The sequence below is a fragment of the Oceanobacillus sp. NCCP-135 genome (assembly GCF_059698015.1).
In genome coordinates this window covers 20,245-37,700 of the sequence record NZ_BAAKSZ010000030.1, presented here as the reverse complement: position 1 = coordinate 37,700, position 17,456 = coordinate 20,245, and the positions used below count along the sequence as shown (strand labels likewise).

Annotated in this window: 20 protein-coding genes and 1 pseudogene; 12 read left to right on the top strand and 9 right to left on the bottom strand. The window is 34.0% G+C overall.

From position 1 onward, the window contains the following. Nucleotides 1-89 precede the first annotated feature (89 nt). From AC6HVZ_RS16640 to AC6HVZ_RS16630, 3 genes are read right to left on the bottom strand one after another with little or no spacing between them, the layout of a single operon-like run. Nucleotides 90-533, bottom strand: a complete 444-nt coding sequence (locus AC6HVZ_RS16640; protein ID WP_121132948.1) for a GNAT family N-acetyltransferase — start codon at nucleotides 531-533, stop codon at nucleotides 90-92. A 29-nt stretch (nucleotides 534-562) separates the two neighbouring features. Further along, the gene (locus AC6HVZ_RS16635) at nucleotides 563-1,276 is read right to left on the bottom strand and encodes a class I SAM-dependent methyltransferase (RefSeq protein ID WP_121132947.1); all 714 of its coding nucleotides are present in this window, start codon (nucleotides 1,274-1,276) and stop codon (nucleotides 563-565) included. A 29-nt stretch (nucleotides 1,277-1,305) separates the two neighbouring features. Continuing rightward, nucleotides 1,306-1,521, bottom strand: coding sequence for a YppG family protein (locus AC6HVZ_RS16630; protein WP_183072807.1), 216 nt, complete (start codon nucleotides 1,519-1,521; stop codon nucleotides 1,306-1,308). Between the two features lie 160 nt (nucleotides 1,522-1,681). On the opposite strand from AC6HVZ_RS16630, the gene AC6HVZ_RS16625 reads away from it, so the two are divergent. Then, the gene (locus AC6HVZ_RS16625; protein ID WP_121132943.1) at nucleotides 1,682-2,488 is read left to right on the top strand and encodes a DUF2268 domain-containing putative Zn-dependent protease; all 807 of its coding nucleotides are present in this window, start codon (nucleotides 1,682-1,684) and stop codon (nucleotides 2,486-2,488) included. A gap of 48 nt (nucleotides 2,489-2,536) precedes the next feature. Here the strand turns inward: AC6HVZ_RS16625 and AC6HVZ_RS16620 are convergent, their stop codons facing one another. Beyond that, entirely contained in the window at nucleotides 2,537-2,767 is a 231-nt protein-coding gene (locus tag AC6HVZ_RS16620; RefSeq protein WP_379543222.1) for a hypothetical protein, read from the bottom strand. Between the two features lie 271 nt (nucleotides 2,768-3,038). Here AC6HVZ_RS16620 and AC6HVZ_RS16615 point away from each other — a divergent pair, with 271 nt between their 5' ends. The 7 genes and pseudogenes from AC6HVZ_RS16615 (at nucleotide 3,039) to AC6HVZ_RS16585 (ending at nucleotide 6,534) form a co-directional block, all read left to right on the top strand. Continuing rightward, nucleotides 3,039-3,155 (top strand): YjcZ family sporulation protein, encoded by a 117-nt coding sequence (locus AC6HVZ_RS16615; RefSeq protein ID WP_121132939.1) that lies wholly within the window; start codon nucleotides 3,039-3,041, stop codon nucleotides 3,153-3,155. 112 nt (nucleotides 3,156-3,267) lie between these two features. Then, nucleotides 3,268-3,345 (top strand): annotated as a pseudogene (locus AC6HVZ_RS16610) (YjcZ family sporulation protein); the annotation flags it as partial. Nucleotides 3,346-3,521: 176 nt separating this feature from the next. Continuing rightward, complete coding sequence (locus AC6HVZ_RS16605; protein WP_121132936.1) at nucleotides 3,522-4,433, top strand: YIEGIA family protein; 912 nt, start codon at nucleotides 3,522-3,524, stop codon at nucleotides 4,431-4,433. A 3-nt stretch (nucleotides 4,434-4,436) separates the two neighbouring features. Next, nucleotides 4,437-4,643, top strand: coding sequence for a capping complex subunit for YIEGIA (locus tag AC6HVZ_RS16600; protein ID WP_047984077.1), 207 nt, complete (start codon nucleotides 4,437-4,439; stop codon nucleotides 4,641-4,643). A gap of 79 nt (nucleotides 4,644-4,722) precedes the next feature. Next, nucleotides 4,723-5,298 (top strand): spore coat protein, encoded by a 576-nt coding sequence (locus AC6HVZ_RS16595; RefSeq protein ID WP_121132934.1) that lies wholly within the window; start codon nucleotides 4,723-4,725, stop codon nucleotides 5,296-5,298. A gap of 117 nt (nucleotides 5,299-5,415) precedes the next feature. Next, complete coding sequence (locus tag AC6HVZ_RS16590; RefSeq protein ID WP_497559260.1) at nucleotides 5,416-6,117, top strand: DUF8832 domain-containing protein; 702 nt, start codon at nucleotides 5,416-5,418, stop codon at nucleotides 6,115-6,117. A gap of 72 nt (nucleotides 6,118-6,189) precedes the next feature. Continuing rightward, entirely contained in the window at nucleotides 6,190-6,534 is a 345-nt protein-coding gene (locus tag AC6HVZ_RS16585; RefSeq protein ID WP_497559259.1) for a four-helix bundle copper-binding protein, read from the top strand. A gap of 272 nt (nucleotides 6,535-6,806) precedes the next feature. Here the strand turns inward: AC6HVZ_RS16585 and AC6HVZ_RS16580 are convergent, their stop codons facing one another. Further along, the gene (locus tag AC6HVZ_RS16580; protein WP_497559258.1) at nucleotides 6,807-7,328 is read right to left on the bottom strand and encodes a CueP family metal-binding protein; all 522 of its coding nucleotides are present in this window, start codon (nucleotides 7,326-7,328) and stop codon (nucleotides 6,807-6,809) included. Nucleotides 7,329-7,359: 31 nt separating this feature from the next. Then, nucleotides 7,360-8,064, bottom strand: coding sequence for a cytochrome c biogenesis CcdA family protein (locus AC6HVZ_RS16575; RefSeq protein ID WP_121132926.1), 705 nt, complete (start codon nucleotides 8,062-8,064; stop codon nucleotides 7,360-7,362). Nucleotides 8,065-8,472: 408 nt separating this feature from the next. Between AC6HVZ_RS16575 and AC6HVZ_RS16570 the strand changes: the two genes are divergently transcribed. Together AC6HVZ_RS16570 and AC6HVZ_RS16565 are read left to right on the top strand one after the other, a co-directional pair. Further along, nucleotides 8,473-9,366 (top strand): cupredoxin domain-containing protein, encoded by an 894-nt coding sequence (locus AC6HVZ_RS16570; protein WP_497559257.1) that lies wholly within the window; start codon nucleotides 8,473-8,475, stop codon nucleotides 9,364-9,366. 209 nt (nucleotides 9,367-9,575) lie between these two features. Beyond that, a complete protein-coding gene (locus AC6HVZ_RS16565; RefSeq protein WP_497559256.1) occupies nucleotides 9,576-9,953 on the top strand; it encodes a cupredoxin domain-containing protein in 378 nt (125 codons plus the stop codon). Nucleotides 9,954-10,042: 89 nt separating this feature from the next. On the opposite strand, the gene AC6HVZ_RS16560 is transcribed toward AC6HVZ_RS16565, so the two are convergent. Then, entirely contained in the window at nucleotides 10,043-11,488 is a 1,446-nt protein-coding gene (locus AC6HVZ_RS16560) for an MATE family efflux transporter (protein ID WP_497559261.1), read from the bottom strand. Between the two features lie 270 nt (nucleotides 11,489-11,758). Here AC6HVZ_RS16560 and AC6HVZ_RS16555 point away from each other — a divergent pair, with 270 nt between their 5' ends. Next, on the top strand, nucleotides 11,759-13,231 hold the full coding sequence (locus AC6HVZ_RS16555) for a UDP-N-acetylmuramoyl-L-alanyl-D-glutamate--2,6-diaminopimelate ligase (protein WP_497559255.1): 1,473 nt from the start codon (nucleotides 11,759-11,761) through the stop codon (nucleotides 13,229-13,231). Nucleotides 13,232-13,512: 281 nt separating this feature from the next. Here the strand turns inward: AC6HVZ_RS16555 and AC6HVZ_RS16550 are convergent, their stop codons facing one another. Further along, entirely contained in the window at nucleotides 13,513-14,328 is an 816-nt protein-coding gene (locus tag AC6HVZ_RS16550) for a ZIP family metal transporter (RefSeq protein ID WP_497559254.1), read from the bottom strand. Between the two features lie 218 nt (nucleotides 14,329-14,546). Between AC6HVZ_RS16550 and AC6HVZ_RS16545 the strand changes: the two genes are divergently transcribed. After that, nucleotides 14,547-16,142, top strand: a complete 1,596-nt coding sequence (locus AC6HVZ_RS16545) for a multicopper oxidase family protein (protein WP_497559253.1) — start codon at nucleotides 14,547-14,549, stop codon at nucleotides 16,140-16,142. Nucleotides 16,143-16,240: 98 nt separating this feature from the next. Here the strand turns inward: AC6HVZ_RS16545 and spoIIP are convergent, their stop codons facing one another. Further along, nucleotides 16,241-17,371: a stage II sporulation protein P gene (gene spoIIP, locus AC6HVZ_RS16540; RefSeq protein WP_497559252.1), complete on the bottom strand. Its 1,131-nt coding sequence runs from the start codon at nucleotides 17,369-17,371 to the stop codon at nucleotides 16,241-16,243. Nucleotides 17,372-17,456 lie beyond the last annotated feature (85 nt).

Sequence of the window (17,456 nt, the reverse complement as noted above, 5' to 3'; positions counted from 1 at the left end):
GGCTGTAAATCACATGCCACGTCAATGCTGCTGACCTTTCATCCGTCATAGTTCGTGACTGCCAACAAAAGGGTAGTTATCCTTCTATTCTATTTATTCAAATCAATCTCCAACAGTGTAGAAACTTCTTGAAAACCAAGTTTCTTATAAAGTTTCTTGGCCTGATTTCCTGAAAAAACATTTAATTGAACATTTGTATAGCCCTCTTCTCTTAATTTTGTTAATGCTTCCTTACATAGTTTTTCAGCTATGCCATGTCCACGATATAGTGGCATTACATAAAGTTCAGAAATATAACCTATTACTTTTTCCAAATAGTAATCAAAAATACTACCTATTCCAATCCATCCTTTAATTTCGTCATTTTCAATGTAAATGAGATAGCTACCCCCGTCTGCCATAAATGGAGATACCATTTTATCCGCATTTCTCTGGGTGGGAGTTATTCGTTCGTTAGTTGATTCTCTTAATACCTCCATTGAATGGCTAAGAATTACTTTTATATCATTGTATGTTGCTTTTCGTATCGTCAAATGACATCCCCCCAAGCAATTTATAATTGTTAAATATTACATCGGAATATCCGAAATCCTAAGCTATCTCGATATAAATCAGTAAAATATTCATGTTTCTTTAGAATATAAAAACAATCATCAGGAATATTTTCAGATAGAGAAAATTCTGCAGTATTATCCAAATCATTCAGTTCATTTTTTAATTTAACTTTTTCAACATTTACCTGTCCAAACCCATTTGCTCGAAAGATAGTTATCCAATCATTTTCACTTAAAAGATGAGATACTTCATAAAAATCTTGGATTTCTGTCCGTGCTTCATTTGATAATTCTCGCTCGCATACCATTTCGATTGCCAATAATACACCACATGGTTTGAGGACTCGTTTAACTTCAGATATGGATTTGGAAGTATTGGTAAAAGCTAGTACAGACTCTGAAAGAATTAGATCAAATAATAGATTCTCGAACGGAAGGTTTTCTACATACCCATGAACAATATCAATAGATAAGGAAAGCTCTGAAAATCTTTCCCTTGATTTTTCTAACATCACATAATTCGAATCCAACGCTGTAACATCACATTCATATTGGTTTGCTATAAAAGCCGATGTCTGTCCCGTACCGCATCCAATATCAAGTGCTTTTTTAGTTTTATCTATATCTTCTTTTAATAGAATATCTTTAGTAAGTTTAAGTCCTCCAGGATGTGCCCCACCAACTCCTAGCAATGACAAACAATTCAAGTATGTTGGTTTCATAAAAAATCCCCTTTTTTGCAATCTAGTAGCTATCTTTTAATAAACTTAGAAAAATATGGACTTACTTGATTATAAACATCCATTATCTTCTTTCCGGTTACCATAACCTTATCAATATCCATATCCCCTTCATCATTCTGAAAACTAGACAGCAAACTGGATTTATTGGGAATCTGTTTTCTTTTTATTTGCTGTGGTCTAGGTGGCAAAATTGGCTTTGGTCCTCTTGGTCTTTCTGGAAACATATCCGGAACACCCCCATTTCTGTTTATTTTAAAGTATTCCGATAAAAAATTTATGGAAAGGTATACGCCTATATATGATTTAGATTCCATACCGAATTCTGAAACGTTTATTTAGTCCATACATACTATAAAGAATAAAAATTAGTTAGGAGTCTATAAGGTGAGTATAATTACAACAGATCAGTGGCTACAAACTGACTACTATCAACCTATTAAAATATGTGAAAATATAAAACAATATTTTCATAATGCTTCTGCAAAGGAAATTTATGAGTATTTAGTCATGCATGGAATGTATCAACCTATACCACAGGGTACTGAACAATTTAAAACATTACAAGAAAATAAGGTATGGAATACAATTAATGAGGAGTTTCTATCACTCCAAAAGGAATGGGAAGGACCAGATATTCCTATTTTTATTTTTCCTTCAGATTCACAAAATACAAGGTTAAAAAAGTTATCCCAAGGAAAGTCTGGCTTAGCATTTAAAGATAAACTTTTTCTATTTGTATCCCAGGAAAATACAGAAAAAGAATTAAAAGCACTAATTACGCATGAATATAACCATGTGTGTCGATTAACTAAATGGGAAAAGGATGAGAAAGACTACGTATTACTTGATACGATTATATTGGAGGGACTAGCAGAAAATGCAGTTTTAGAAAGAGTAGGTAAAGAATATGTAGCAGAATGGACCTCCTATTATGCTGAAAATGAACTTAGTCACATATGGAAGGACCTGATTTACCCTAACAGAAATGTTTCGAAGTTTGACTTCATACATCAAATGATTGTATATGGCTTAGATGACTATCCTAAAATGAGCGGATACTGTATGGGCTATTCCCTAATAAAAAAATACGTAAAAGCATTCAAAGTCACTAGTAAAGAGATGTTAAGCATGGAATCAAATACTATAGCACAATTGCTTTTGGATAATGACGAACATCACCCATTGTTGTAGGATACAAGAACAAATGGCTTTAAATCCATAAGCCATTTGTTCTTATGCTTACCAAAAGAAGAAAGGTATTAATGCTAGTGTGGCAATCGCACCAAGTGCAATTCCATAGCCAAAGCCACCATAGCCGTAATAACCATAACCAAAACCACCAAGGTTTCTATTAGGACCGAGTGGTTGCAAATAAACCCTATTCCTAGTAACGCTTCGAATTATCCCAGTGTGCATACTACCGTCACGACACCTTATTCTAATAGCCCTTCCTTTATATCGACAACACATTTCATAATGATGATCAATTGACAAACTTTTCACCTCCCAAGTATCCATAGCCACATAACATTGTATGCATAGTGACCTATTTTCTTAAATGACATATATACCAGGGCATAAGTGGATTTAATTTAAGTAATTTGGAACATTCTCAGCAAAAAAGTTAATGAAGAATTAAATCAAATCATTATTTAATTAATTATTTCTGGGATAATATCCATACCAGAAATAGTGAGCTTTCATATAGTAAATGTATATGATTAGGGAGGTGTATTTTTTAATGAGTGATGTTGCTGCAGGTGTAGGTGTAGGATATGGCGGAGGATTCGCTTTGCTTGTTGTGTTGTTTATCCTTTTAATTATTATTGGTGCGTCCTACGTGGGATATGGATATTAATGATATAGATTACTGAAAGGTGTGGTGGATTATGGGATTCGGATTCGGCATAGGACCATATGGTGGTGGCGGCCTTGGTTATGGAGGCTACGGATATAATACAGCGGGAACTGGTTATGGAGCTAATGGCTTCGCTTTAATCGTTGTATTATTTATCCTGCTTATTATTGTATGCGCCGCTTGTTTATAATCTCAACTTTAATGGAGTACAATTCATTTTGTGCTCCATTAAAGTTATACGAGAATTCACTTAATTGCACACTGCCATTTATTTGAATGAAAAATGTTGAATGTCTAATACTATTAATGATTACTTCAACGGATTTAGAGATAGAAACAATATCCCTTTATACAAGGAGGTCCTTTATGGATACTGAAATGATATCCTCTCAATATCTTGTAATGATTGTAACAGGAATTGTTATGGGTACTATGGCTCGTATAATGACTATTAAAGCTGACTATCGGCAATATCCTAGTTATCCAAATGGATATTTAATACATTTAGTTACAGGCTTTGTCGCCGCATCATTAGGGGCAGTTGCAATACCAGCATTAATGACTAAAAATTTTGTAGCCGTAACTTTTCTAACAGTTGCTATTCAACAGTTTCGTGATGTAAGAAAATCTGAGAGGGAGAGCTTAAAGGACTTAGAAAATACAGAATTTGCATACCGTGGAGATGCCTATATTGATGGGATATCCAAAACGTTTGAATCAAGAAATTATTTCGCATTGATAGTTGCTCTCGTATCATCATTGACAATTCAAATTGTCAATCTGGAACAAATTTGGTTAAGCGTTTTAGCAGCAATTGTTATTGGTGGACTAACTTTTTATATCATCAATCGCTTTTCAAAAGGAAAAAGTGTTGGTGATATAGCTGATGTCAAACAAGGTGAAATTGAAGTAAAAGGATCAGAATTATTTGTGGATGGCATTTATGTTTCCAATCTTCTAGGGAGTGAAAATGCCGCAAAGATGTTTAAAGATGAAGGAATAGCAGTAGTGATTCACCCCCATGAAGAACATTTCCGTATTGGACTTGATAACTTTGGGCAAAGACAGGCAATATTATTTGAAGCAACTAGAGCATTAGGTGCAAAGAGATACCACTTTAGTAGAAAGGAATATGATGATGGAAGAATTGTTATTACCTTAATACCTATTGCTGGTGATATCAATAAACTATTACATACTGTTAGGAATACCCCTATACTTGAAAGCGTTAAAAAAAGCAGTAAATTAATGAACACAAAATTTATTGGGAGGGAATGATTAATGGGTAGAGAAATATCCCAAAGACCAAATTATCAAGTGCTGGCCATTGTGACATTGCAAAAAGACCGCATACTAGGTGGGTCACAACTTTCATTGTTAGCTAACGATGAGGAACAGCAAAAGCGTATCACACAGGACATTGCTAAAGCAATGAAGGCAGATGTGGTAAAAATGAAGGATGGCGATTATCTCGTTATAAGGGTTTAAAAGGATGAATAGTTCGAATGAGACTGACAATAATAATATTAATCACTAGGTAATACACCTATAAAAGGGAGCTTTTTAAATGTTAAAAACTATAGATGTAGGGCTTATGGCAAATCACCTGTCAGTCCATAATGCACTTATCAAAAAGTTGGAGCTATATGCTTCTGGTACTAAAAATCAGCAGTTAATAATGTTGTTGGAACAACATGCAGGATTAATGAAAAATCATGTAAATGTAATGAATAACTTATTAAATCCAGACAATTTGAACCAGGTGTCTTTACCACCAATTCCACACGTTACAAGTCATAACCACAATACTTATTCTTCACTTGGTTTAGAGGATAAAGATATTGCGACAGATGCCCAAATTACAGCAATGGCAATGGCAAACAATAATTTCACTTCAGCACTTAATATGAAAAACCCACAGGTTAAAAAAATACATGTTGAAATGGCCTTACAACAGTCACAGATAGCTGAACAAATTGGTATGTTAGCACAACAGAATGGATGGATGAGCCACCCTAACGCATCTACAACAGAGCAAGTTGAGGCCCAAAATCCATTACAAGCGAATAATAATCATAACCATATGCCAATTTATCAAAACAAAAACGTTAACACTAACCAACCAAACCAGTTACACCATTAAGGGTAAAAAGATATAATACCCTCCTGATAGTAAATGTCCCTTTTTTTGGGACATTTTTACTTAGAAGTCAATCCTAACCTAATTTCTTGTTAATTCAATAATACGAGGTGAGATAATATGGAACAACATCATCAGCATCATGAAAGCACTATACCAAACCAAAATTTTCATAATGAAATTAACGTTTCCTTAACATATAGAGATAATATCGTAGAAATTCATTTGGAAAATGATGATGATATCAATAATCCAATTGAATTAGTAGAAAATCATGAAAAATATATGCATCTGATTATAGTTAGTAACGATCTGGAGGAATACTATCATCTACATCCAAAAAAAATAAAAGATAACCATTTTGAAGCAAAAGTTAAATTAAGTGATAGAGGAAGCTATAAGGGTTTTGTAGATATTATTGTTGAAGGAAAAGATTATGTTATAGAACCTATTTCAATAGGTAGAAATCACGCAAATGAATCAATAATGCGATTAAAGCCTGATTCCGAAAATGAAAAAGAAATAAAAGGATATCAAATTATATTGGAGCATGGGCATTTTGCCACCAATGAAAAGGTTGAATTAAAATTTAATTTAAAAAATGCAAACCCCGATCCATATTTAGGTGCATTAGGTCACGTTGTCATTCTTGATGAACTAGCGGAAAGGTTTATTCATGTACATCCAGTATCAAATAATAAAACAATTTTTGAAACGCATTTTGATATAGCAGGAAAGTATAAACTCTGGGCTGAATTTAAAATTGGACAAGATATTATTACCTTTCCATATGTTTTTGAAGTGATAGAATCCCATTACTAAACTCTTGTATAATATCCAACTCATAGAGAATCCTACTAATGTTAAATTTTTAATGAAAAGGAGTGTTTATAGATGGGCGTACTTTCCAACTCACCATCAAACATGGATCATTGTATTGAGGAATGTTTAAAGTGTGCACGTGCCTGTGAGGAATGTCATACAGCATGTTTACAAGAACCAGACATTCAAGCAAGAATTACATGTATTCAGCATCTAAATGACTGTGCTGAAATTTGTTTACAGGCTGCGGCTCTAATGGCTCGAAACAGTCATATGGCTAAAAGCTTTTGTGAACTTTGTGCTTCAATGTGTGAAGGCTGTGCTACGGAATGTGATAAATTCCAAGATGCACATTGCAAGGAATGTGCTGAAATTTGCCGTTCATGTGCAACTGCATGCAGGCAGATGGCTTCCTAAGATTCTCGTTAGAGTTAATATTAATAAGAGTAACAAAGCGTAGATGAGTGTTTGATAATTCAAAAATGACGTGTCAGTTGTGAGATATACCCTAAAATCACTTTTTGGGGCTCCTACAGCTTCACACGTCATTTTTTAAGGGGTAATTCCTATGCAATAAGATTGGGTTCCTTAGGCAGCAGCAAACTAAAATCTGAAAGATACAATTTAGAAAGCAATGTAATTGTTAGTTAAAAAGTTCCCTTAACAACCCTTGTTCTGCTCAATCACAATTAAATCAGCTGCATAGTCGTTATGCAAGTGTTGTCACCTTCAAATGTGGAAATTTCAGATTCTGCTATTTTTCCATCATATTCAATTTTAACTTGAAATGTTTTATCTCGAGGTAACCATAAGTCAATAAATCCATTCTTTAACGATGTTATTGTTTCATTAACAACTACATTCCCATCTTCATCTTGAATATATACATCAAATTCTTTATCGATTAGTTCACCTTGACAGCCAGTTAGGCTGTGATTTGTACAAGGATGAGTTGTATTAATGAATGGAGCAATTGAAACAAAAAACTCATCCTCAGGCAAGTTGTAGGTAGTTTTCTCATTATCACTTTCTGTAACAATTAATTCTTGAGATGTAATGGAAGCATTTACACCATCAATGCTATTGACACTATATTCATATACCATTTCCTTAATATTCTTTTCCCCTTCTATCTCCTGTGTACTGTCATTACATGCCGATAACAAAATTATGAGCAATAATCCAATCACTGCAAATAAACCTTTTTGCATCTATTATTCAACTCCTGTTGTTGTTAAAATACTAGAATCCATAAAATCCAATCCAACCTGCTAAAAAGGAAGTTAGTTTAGTAAGCCAATCAAAGAAAAGTGCAACTCCCATGAAAATCATTATATATCCACCGATTTTTATAATTTTGACACTATGTTTTTTAATCCATTTTATTCGTCCTACAAAGAAGGAAAGTACAAAGAATGGAATTGAAAATCCTAATACATAAGCTATCATCATCACCATGCCAACATCTGGATTGGTAGCAGCCAACGACAATACAATGGCTAGTATTGGTCCTGTACAAGGTGTCCACCCTAGTGAGAACGCCATACCAATTAAAAATGATCCTAAAAATCCACCTGGACGGTTTTTAAACGATATTCTCCTATCCTTCATAAGAAACTTAAAATTAAGAACTCCTACAATAACTAATCCAAAGAAAATAATTAATATAGCACCAATTTGTCTAATAATATCTTGATATATTAATAAGAATTCAGAGATGAAAGATGTCGTAAATCCTATCATGATAAAAATGCTGGAAAAACCAATTAAAAAGAAAATGGTATGTAAAATTGCTCGTTTATTCATTTTTTTATTCTCTTCTTTCACTTCACTAACGCTCATTCCGGTAATATATGATATAAAAGCAGGATAAAGCGGTAAGCAACATGGTGAAATAAAAGATAGAAATCCCGCACCAAAAGCAAGAAAAATATTAATTTCGTCCAATTCAATCCCCCTCTGATTGTCATAATAGTATCTCTAGAAACATCTTTTGACAATTATATAGTTCAAATTATACAAAACTACATTTCACCTTTTATCATGTAAATTTACAATTAAACAATTCCAATTATAAATTTAAACATTACTTCCTAATATAGCCTCAATTAATGCAGAAATTGTGCAGGTTTACAAAACCTCACAAAATCGCCACAATTAGCCACGAATTAATCAATGTTTATCATTATGAAAATAGTTAGGATTATTTATCGGCGTCCTCTTATGATAATACTCTAATTCAAATGCTGACTCCCCCTCCCTTCCTTTTCTCATAAAAAGAATATTTTTAGTATGGACAGACATATAATTAATTAACTTCATAATTGGACAAGAAAAGAGAGGGGTTTGAACAAAATGGGAACAACTTTGTATTTGATATTTTTAATCACTTTTCTATTATCAACTATTATTATTGGAAAAACATTTTACAATAGAAGAAAAGTACCCTGTATGACTGGTATGATGATTTCAATGACACTAGGAATGAGTGTTGGATTACTTCTCGGTATAATCTTTGGGATACTATTTTTTGAAAACTTTTTTCTAGCCACCTTATTAGGAATGGCTGCAGGGATGATTGTCGGATTTTTAGCGGGAATCCCCGTCAGTGTCATGGCCGTTCTAGATGGTCTATTATCAGGTTTGATGGGTGGAATGATGGGTGCTATGCTAGGAGCGATGATTACAATGGAATATCATGACGCCATTGTTCTAATAATGTTCTTTTTATTCCTCGCTACCATGCTGATTCTATTTTATATGATGCAAAAAGAGAATATCGGAAAAGAATTATCCCTTTTTTACAATCCGTTAGTGCCCGTTTTTCTATTTGGATTTTTGTTTTTTGTTTTCAATCAAACTGGTCCCGTCTTTATAGAAACAGGTTCAGCAGAGCATAATCACTCTGAAAATGAAGAAAGCAACAATAGTTTGAAAATCAACGCAAACGAATATGATTTTCTACCTAATAATGTTAACGTCAAGGTCGGAGAAACGGTAATTTTATCAATAGTGAATACTGGTAAAATAGAACACGATCTAGAAATTATCGGTTTTACTCCATCGAAAGTGCAGCAAAACTCTAACCATCATCATGAGAATACCGCAAATACTATTCATCTCCACGCTGCCCCTGGAGAAGAACAGTCCATTTCTTTTACTCCTACTGAACCTGGGGTATATAAGTTTGTTTGCACAATACCTGGTCATAAAGAGTCAGGAATGATAGGAACAATGGAGGCTTCGTGAGGAATTATAAAATAGGAAGAGCAGCTCGGCTTTTTGTTGAATCAATGCTTTATTAATCTCTCACGAAATACTTTCTTATGTAACCTTTAGCCCCATAGCTGATTTATAGTTTGTTCACAAAGAAGTCCTTCTTTCTGCACAGAAAGTAGACAATTGTATTCTAGAGTAATCATTAGTAAGAATATCAAAATTGTTAAGGAGGAATTTCTATGAACAAAGGATTGCTAACATTAATTACCTTAGGATTGGTTCTAGTATTAGCAGCATGTGGGCAAACCACCGACACGGATAGCAGTAGTTCTTCACAAACTGGGGAAGCTACCTCGAACAATGTGATTGACATCAAGGCAACTAATTGGGAGTTTGACCAAGCTGAATACAGCGTAAATGCTGGTGAGGAAGTTTCTATCTCACTTACAAATAATGAGGGTATGCATGGGATTGCAATTGATGAATTTGATGTAAATATTGAGGGTGATGGTAAGGCATCACTTACACCTGATCAACCTGGGGAATACATAATCTATTGTAGCATTCCGTGTGGTGAAGGTCATAGTGAAATGAAATCAACATTAATAGTTAAATAATCAAGTAATAAAGAGTTGTTCATGGTGGACAACTCTTTATTTACCTTTCTTTTCATGTCAAACATATGCTTAAATATAATTTTTTCGACCTAGTAGTTGTTAACACACGAAGACATATTCTCTTTAGTTGTTTGAGGGTGACAATGAGACTCTGGGTCTTCTTTTTGATCAGTTTTTTCAACAATCCATCTGTTGCGTTTAAATTGTATGATAAGCACTAATGCTCTTAGTCCAGTATCTAAGCCAATAGCTATCCAAACCCCTAATAACCCCCATCCAAGCTTAATGCCTAACACATATACAAATAGTGTACGTACTGCCCACATTCCTACTCCAGTTAAATACATTGGAAATTTCGTATTATTTGCCCCTTGAAAGGCACCAGTTAATGTCAGCACAATTGCCAAGAAAGGCTGAAATATTCCCGAAACTTTTAATGCGGTCCCTATGTTTTCTTTAACCTGTGGATCCTGAGAGAAGAATCCTCCAGCCCATTCTCCAAAGAAAAACAGCATTGCACCAAAAATTGTCATAAATCCAACTGCTAATATAACTGATAGTTTTGCGTATTTTGTAGCTTCTTGTTGATTTCCTGCACCTAATTGCTGCCCTACTAAAATAGTCACTGCAGTAGCAAAACCATACCCAATCATATAGGAAAAAACTTCTATATTTCCTGCTATTTGATGAGCTGCAAATACATTGGTTCCTAGTGCCACCACAAAGCTAAAGTATACAACTTGCCCAGCTCTCATAATTAACCTTTCCCCAGCTGCTGGACTACCAAGAACCATTAATTCTTTCATATGTGTTTTATCTAATTTCCAGTACTCCTTTTTAAACTTTATTAACTCTGACCGCTGAATATATAGTAGTAAACCTATGGCACCAATTACACGAGCTATTACTGTAGCAACTGCTGCCCCTACAATACCCATACCAGGAATAACCCAGAAACCAAAGATAAAAATATAATCGAGTATACCATTAATGATATTAACGATAATACTTATTTTCATTGGAGATTTCGTATCCCCTGCTCCACGTAAGATTGCACTTGATACAAACATAAGAGACATAAAAATGGAAGGGATAGCAACTATTTTAAAATACATAGTACCTGCTTCTAATACATTTGCCTCAATGCCCATTAGTTGCAACAGTTCCTCCGCAAAAAGTAGCGTAATAATACCGGTTATAACACCAAATAGTGAGGCTAAAATAAGGGATTGTTGTGCTATATGCCTTGCCTTTTCTACTTTATTTGCACCTAAGAAATTAGCAATATATACATTTGCTGCTACACCTAAGGCCATAAAAAGAGCGAAGTAAATAGCTAATACAGCATTCGTAACACCAACAGCGGAAACCTCTACTAATCCGAGCTTTGACACAAAATAGGTATCAACAAATCCTAAAATCGTTTGGAAAAGGTTCTCTATTATAGCTGGGAATGCTAACAATAGTATTATTTTTATTTTCTTCATATCTGTATCAGCTTGTTTAATTTTTTCATCTTCAATATGAGTGGTCATAATTGGTCGGTCACCATCCTTTCTGGGTATTTTCATTTATTATTGTCAGCATATAGTTTATTTCTATACTGCATACTACCCTATCTGTACATCATGAAGGGTGAAGTTATATTATTTCTATTTCTTTTGCTAATAGAACACATTTTATTTACAAATATTGTTAAAAACATTAAGTGATTATTACAGTTATAAATCTGCACAATAACTCCATATTTTAAATTTAAAATTAAGTAGTTAATCTTATTTCTATCTAAGGAGTCTATTTTATATATGAAAATCGAACAATTATTGGATGGAATTGAAATTCTAAATAATATAAAGCAGGAAACAGAAGAACAAATTATTGAGGGTATTGCTTACAGTTCATCTGACGTAAATATTAATTATGTTTTTGTAGCTATTAAGGGGTATAACGCTGATGGTCATGATTATATAAAACAAGCTATTAACAAGGGGGCATGTCTAGTAATAGGTGAAAAAGAAATTGATGATATACCCATACCATATGTACAGGTTGAAGATAGTAGAAAAACATTAGGGATCCTATCGAGAAACTTTTATCGTGATCCCTCGAAAAATAAAATTATGATTGGAATCACCGGGACGAACGGAAAAACAACAACCAGTCACCTTTTAAAACACATTTTAGAAAGTAACGGTAAAACTTGTTCTTTAATTGGTACCATACAAAACATAATCAATGGTGAGGTAAAAAACAGTACGAACACCACACCGAGCTCATTTGATTTACACAAACTTATAGCTGAGAGCAAGGATGAGGTGATTATTATTGAAATCTCTTCCCATGGCCTAACTCAACACCGGGTTGAAGGTTTAGCTTTTGATTTATGCTTGTTTACAAATCTAGAACATGAACACCTGGACTACCACAAAACGATGGAAGAATACTTTAGAAGCAAAATGTTATTGTTTGACTATCTAAAAGACGATGGACAAGCAATTATTAACATAGATAATTATTGGGGTGAAGAATTAGCAAAGATATTAGATGGCCAAGGAAAAATTGTTTATTCAATTGGACAAAAATCTAAGTGTAAGTTTAATATAATAAATTTCAACTCAAAGAACTCTATCGTAACGGTTATGGATAATAAAATCGAAAGTGATATTTTTTCTCCTATGGAAGGAATTCATAATATGTACAATAGTGTTATGGCATATGGAACTTCCAGGATAATGGGATTAAAGAGTGAATCCATTCTTGAAACAATTATTAATTTTAAGGGTGTCAGAGGAAGATTTGAAATTTATAAACTGTCCAATGGAGCAACAGCTGTTGTCGATTATGCTCATACTGCTGATGCAATTTTTCATTGTTTAAGAACCGCAAACCAGAAAGGTGCAAAAAAAATAACACATGTATTTGGCTATCGTGGTGGTAGGGATTTGAGTAAAAGACAAGGAATGTTATCTGTTACCTCCGAACTAAGTACCCGATATATTTTGACATTAGATGATTTAAATTCTGTTTCTAAGAATGAGATGATAAGAACTCTCAGTTATTTAAACCATTCATATGGAAATGAAAAAGGTATGATTATCGAGGATCGAACAATGGCTATAAAATGGGCTATTGAACATAGTCAAAAAGGTGATTGGATTATTATTACTGGTAAGGGTCATGAGCAGTACAAGCAAAGTTTTAAATTACCTACTTATTTTGACACTGATACAGTTCTATACGTTAACAATCTATTTCAAAGAAAGGCCCTTATTGAATAATCATCCTTTTAAGATTTAAAGTTTAATAAAATGTTAATTTCACATTAGTGAAGGATTTTAATTTAGCATTATATATTGTTCTTACTATAAAGAAATAAAATGCCTTCCATATTCAAACGGAAGGCATTTTGTTTTAATTTAACTTTTTTTGTGTTCAAGATTAAATAAATTCATTTGAACTATCAATAAAGTATTGATTTCCAAACTGTTAGAAAGCATTACAAACTGCCTTCTTTGAAAATATAAATCATTTATTAACTCCAAATTGAATCCCTTGAACTCTAACCAAGAGCAACATCCAAGATCATCATCACGGTAAATCCAATCATTAAACTCATTGAAGCAAGATCCTTATTCCCCTTCTCTTGGGAACCTGGGATTACCTCTTCAGCCACAACAAATATCATTGCACCTGCAGCAAAACTTAGAGCGTATGGTAAAAGTGGCTCAACCAGCGATACTGCTAATACACCAACAACAGCTGAAATAGGTTCAACCATACCTGAGAATTGACCATAATAAAAACTCTTTCTTCTAGACATTCCATCCCTTCGTAACGGCATAGATACAGCTACCCCTTCAGGAAAGTTCTGAATTCCAATACCAATGGCTAAAGCAATTGCTCCAGCTATCGAAGCAGATGCAGAATCCGTAGCTAGCGCTCCAAAAGCAACACCTATCGCTAAACCTTCTGGAATATTGTGTAAGGTTATAGCAAGCACCAATAATGTACTTCTCTTAACTTTTTTGGAATGCAGCCCCTCTGCCTGACCTATTGAAGAATTAGGATGAAGATGCGGAATTATTTTATCTACCGCCCATAAGACTCCTCCGCCTAGCATAAAACCAACTGCAGCAGGAATCCAAACAGGTACTCTACCTCCCTCTGCCATATCTAGAGCAGGAGATAATAATGACCAAAAACTGGCTGCAATCATTACTCCACCAGCAAACCCTAACATACTGTCTAATAATCTTTGATTAAATGACTTTGTTGTAAATACCAAAGCCGCCCCCAATGCGGTCATTCCCCAAGTAAAAAGTGTTGCTATTATTGCTTGAATTACTGGGGGAAATTCTATAAAAACATCAATCATACTTTCCTCTCCTTCTAGTAGGATTTTTATCATGATATGCCCGTGTCATAAAAAGTTTCCCTATGGAAACATTTTAATCCTAAGCAACAATAATTACAATATAATAAACTAAAAAAATATAGATGGTAAATCAGTTTTGTCACATTTCGGTTATTAAAAATGCATAATTTCTTCACATTTCTTTAGTACACTCGATATGAAAGAGGAGGAAACAAGACATGAAAAAACTTATAATTACATCTCTCTTAATTTCTATTGTTGCTATTTTAGCGGCATGTACAGACCAATCTAATGGATCTAATGTTGAGAAAGATGATACATCCAATTCAGAGGGAACTGTTTCTGAAGTAGTACAAGTTAAAACAGACAATTTTGATGGCAAGAAAACTAATGAATTTAATCTCACTGCACAAGAAACAGAATGGGAATTAAGTTCAGATAAAACTATAACGGCTTGGACCTACAATGGTACTGTTCCAGGTGAACAAATACGTGTTAAACAAGGTGAAGTAGTAAAGGTTAACCTAACCAATGAATTAGAAGAACCTGTCTCCATTCATTGGCACGGTATTCCTGTTCCTAATACTCAAGACGGGATTCCAGGTGTTACACAGGATGCTGTGCTTCCAGGAGAAACATACACATATGAATTTCTAGCAAATGATCCAGGAACGTATTGGTATCATTCCCATCAAAATGGTGTTGAGCAATTAGATAAGGGATTATACGGGACGATAATCGTAGAATCTGAGGACGATGCTGATATCGACCGAGACTATACCCTAGTTCTTGATGAGTGGGAATCAGGTAGTCATGAGGAAAATGATATGAATATGAATGGCATGGACGATGGTGATATGGGTAGTATGGAAGATATGGATGACATGGATCATGACGGTATGGATATGGAATCATCCAACATGGGAGACATGATGGCTCATGATATGTCTTCTTATGATATTTTCACCATTAATGGAAAGACTTATGAAAATAATGAGCCGTTGTTCGTAAAAGAAGGAGAAACTGTAAAGTTACGATTTGTAAATGCAGGCTATATGGCACATCAAATCCATATTCCGGTTGATTATAAAGTGACACATGTAGATGGACAAAAGGTAAATAATCCACAAATAATAACTGGTTCAGTTATCGAAGTTGCTCCCGGGGAACGTGTTGACATTGAATTTATTGCGGATGGAAGTGGTGACTTTACCATCGATTGTCATGGTGAAATGGAAGCTGCTCAGGACATGAAAATGGATATCGTATATGAAGATGGAAATGGCCAGAAGGCTGAACATTTTCTAACACCGGATATAGTAGATATCACGAAGCTTGGAGAGAAAACAGAATCTCAATTTAATTTAAATGATAATTTTGATGTAGAGTACGAAATGGAGCTTAACACTGCAATGAGTTCTGAAGAAGAAATGGGCATGGTATGGACTATAAATGGAGCAACCTATCCAGACGTCCCTCCTATTGAGGTAGATAAGGGAGACAAAGTGAAAGTTACACTTACCAATAACAGTATGGATAAAGCTGACCATCCTATGCATCTTCATGGTCACTTCTTCCAAATTCTAAGTAAAAATGGAGAGGAACTTCAAGGTTCCCCTATTATCAAAGATACATTGAACGTTAAGTATGGGGAAACTTATGAAGTAGCATTCGTTGCAGATAATCCTGGTAACTGGTTATTCCACTGCCATGATTTACATCACGCATCTAGTGGAATGGTTACAACAGTTGAATACAATAATTTTGAACCATTTTATACAGATACAGGTAAAGTAGATAATCAGCCTGAATAAGTAAATCAAAAATATTAAGGTATGCAAGGGTAAGTTCCTTGCATACCTTTTAAAGTTAATATCAAACCCGCCCTGATTCTTAGATAAATTTGTAATCTTTAACCTTGATTTGGAGCAATAACCTCAATAACTCCCTCATACTGTTCCATAAAAACATCGGAAAATGCGTTTATTGTATTGGATAGTTCTTTTTTATTGTTTTCAATTCCACCCATTTCTATTAATAGAGATCTATTTGATATATCCTGATTATAGACACCATTACCCTCAGAACTTGTTTTCAAATAAACACCTCTACTGAGTCCAGGATACTTCTCTTCAAGTTTCTCATGCAGCTCTTTAGCAAATAATAAATTCTCCTCATAATTAGCATACTCTTTCCCAACTACAAAATATAGCCTTGCATAACTTTTCCCATTAATAGTGACAGTTGTTATATCTCTTGTCGCTGAATCTCGATGTATATCAATTAAATATGTTATATCTTCATTTTTAGAAACTGTAGTTTCGATAAGTTCACGAGACAATTGATAAGAATGGCTATAATTCCATCCCCTATCCTTTAATGCTTTAGCAATGTTAGTTTGGTCCTGTACCGCATAAACACCATACTCGTTCAATTTTTTTGCTAGCATGGAACCAACTAGAACTACATTTTCATTATTATTAATACTTGATGAGTCACTTGTCCTCTCATGCTCTGCCATTAAAGGTAGATATCCTTCCCAACTATGAGACTGGTAGATAAGAACTGTTGGATTATTTGAACTATCTGTATTTATGTTTGGTACATTCTGGTTATCTTTAACTGAACCTTCTGTCTTTAGTAGTTCATCAAAGTCTGGTGGTGGAGATTCTTGAGGGAGATTTGAATAATCTGAACCCTGACCAACCACATAAATTACATTATTATAACTGAATCCTAGAATTTCACTGATTAGTACCATATTGAGGTTATCAGTATTAATTCCGGTTATTGATTCTAATAACAAGTTACCAATGGAAGGAGTATTATATTCATTGTCTATATACTCTTTAAAATTGGGAATTTCTTCTCCCATTATAGATAAAAAAACCTTCGAAAATTCATCTGAGTTAATAAGTTGTGCAAGCATATTGTTTTTCATATTTGAATTATTTATTACCATAGTTATAATAATTGTCATTGGAACAAATAAACTGATTAATATTATTGAAAATATTTTTACCCTATTATTAGCATTCTTCAAAATATCACCTCTATTTAATCTATGATTTATCGGGCAAAAATAGAAGTTATATCACTATATATTCAACTTCCATCAAAAAACTATC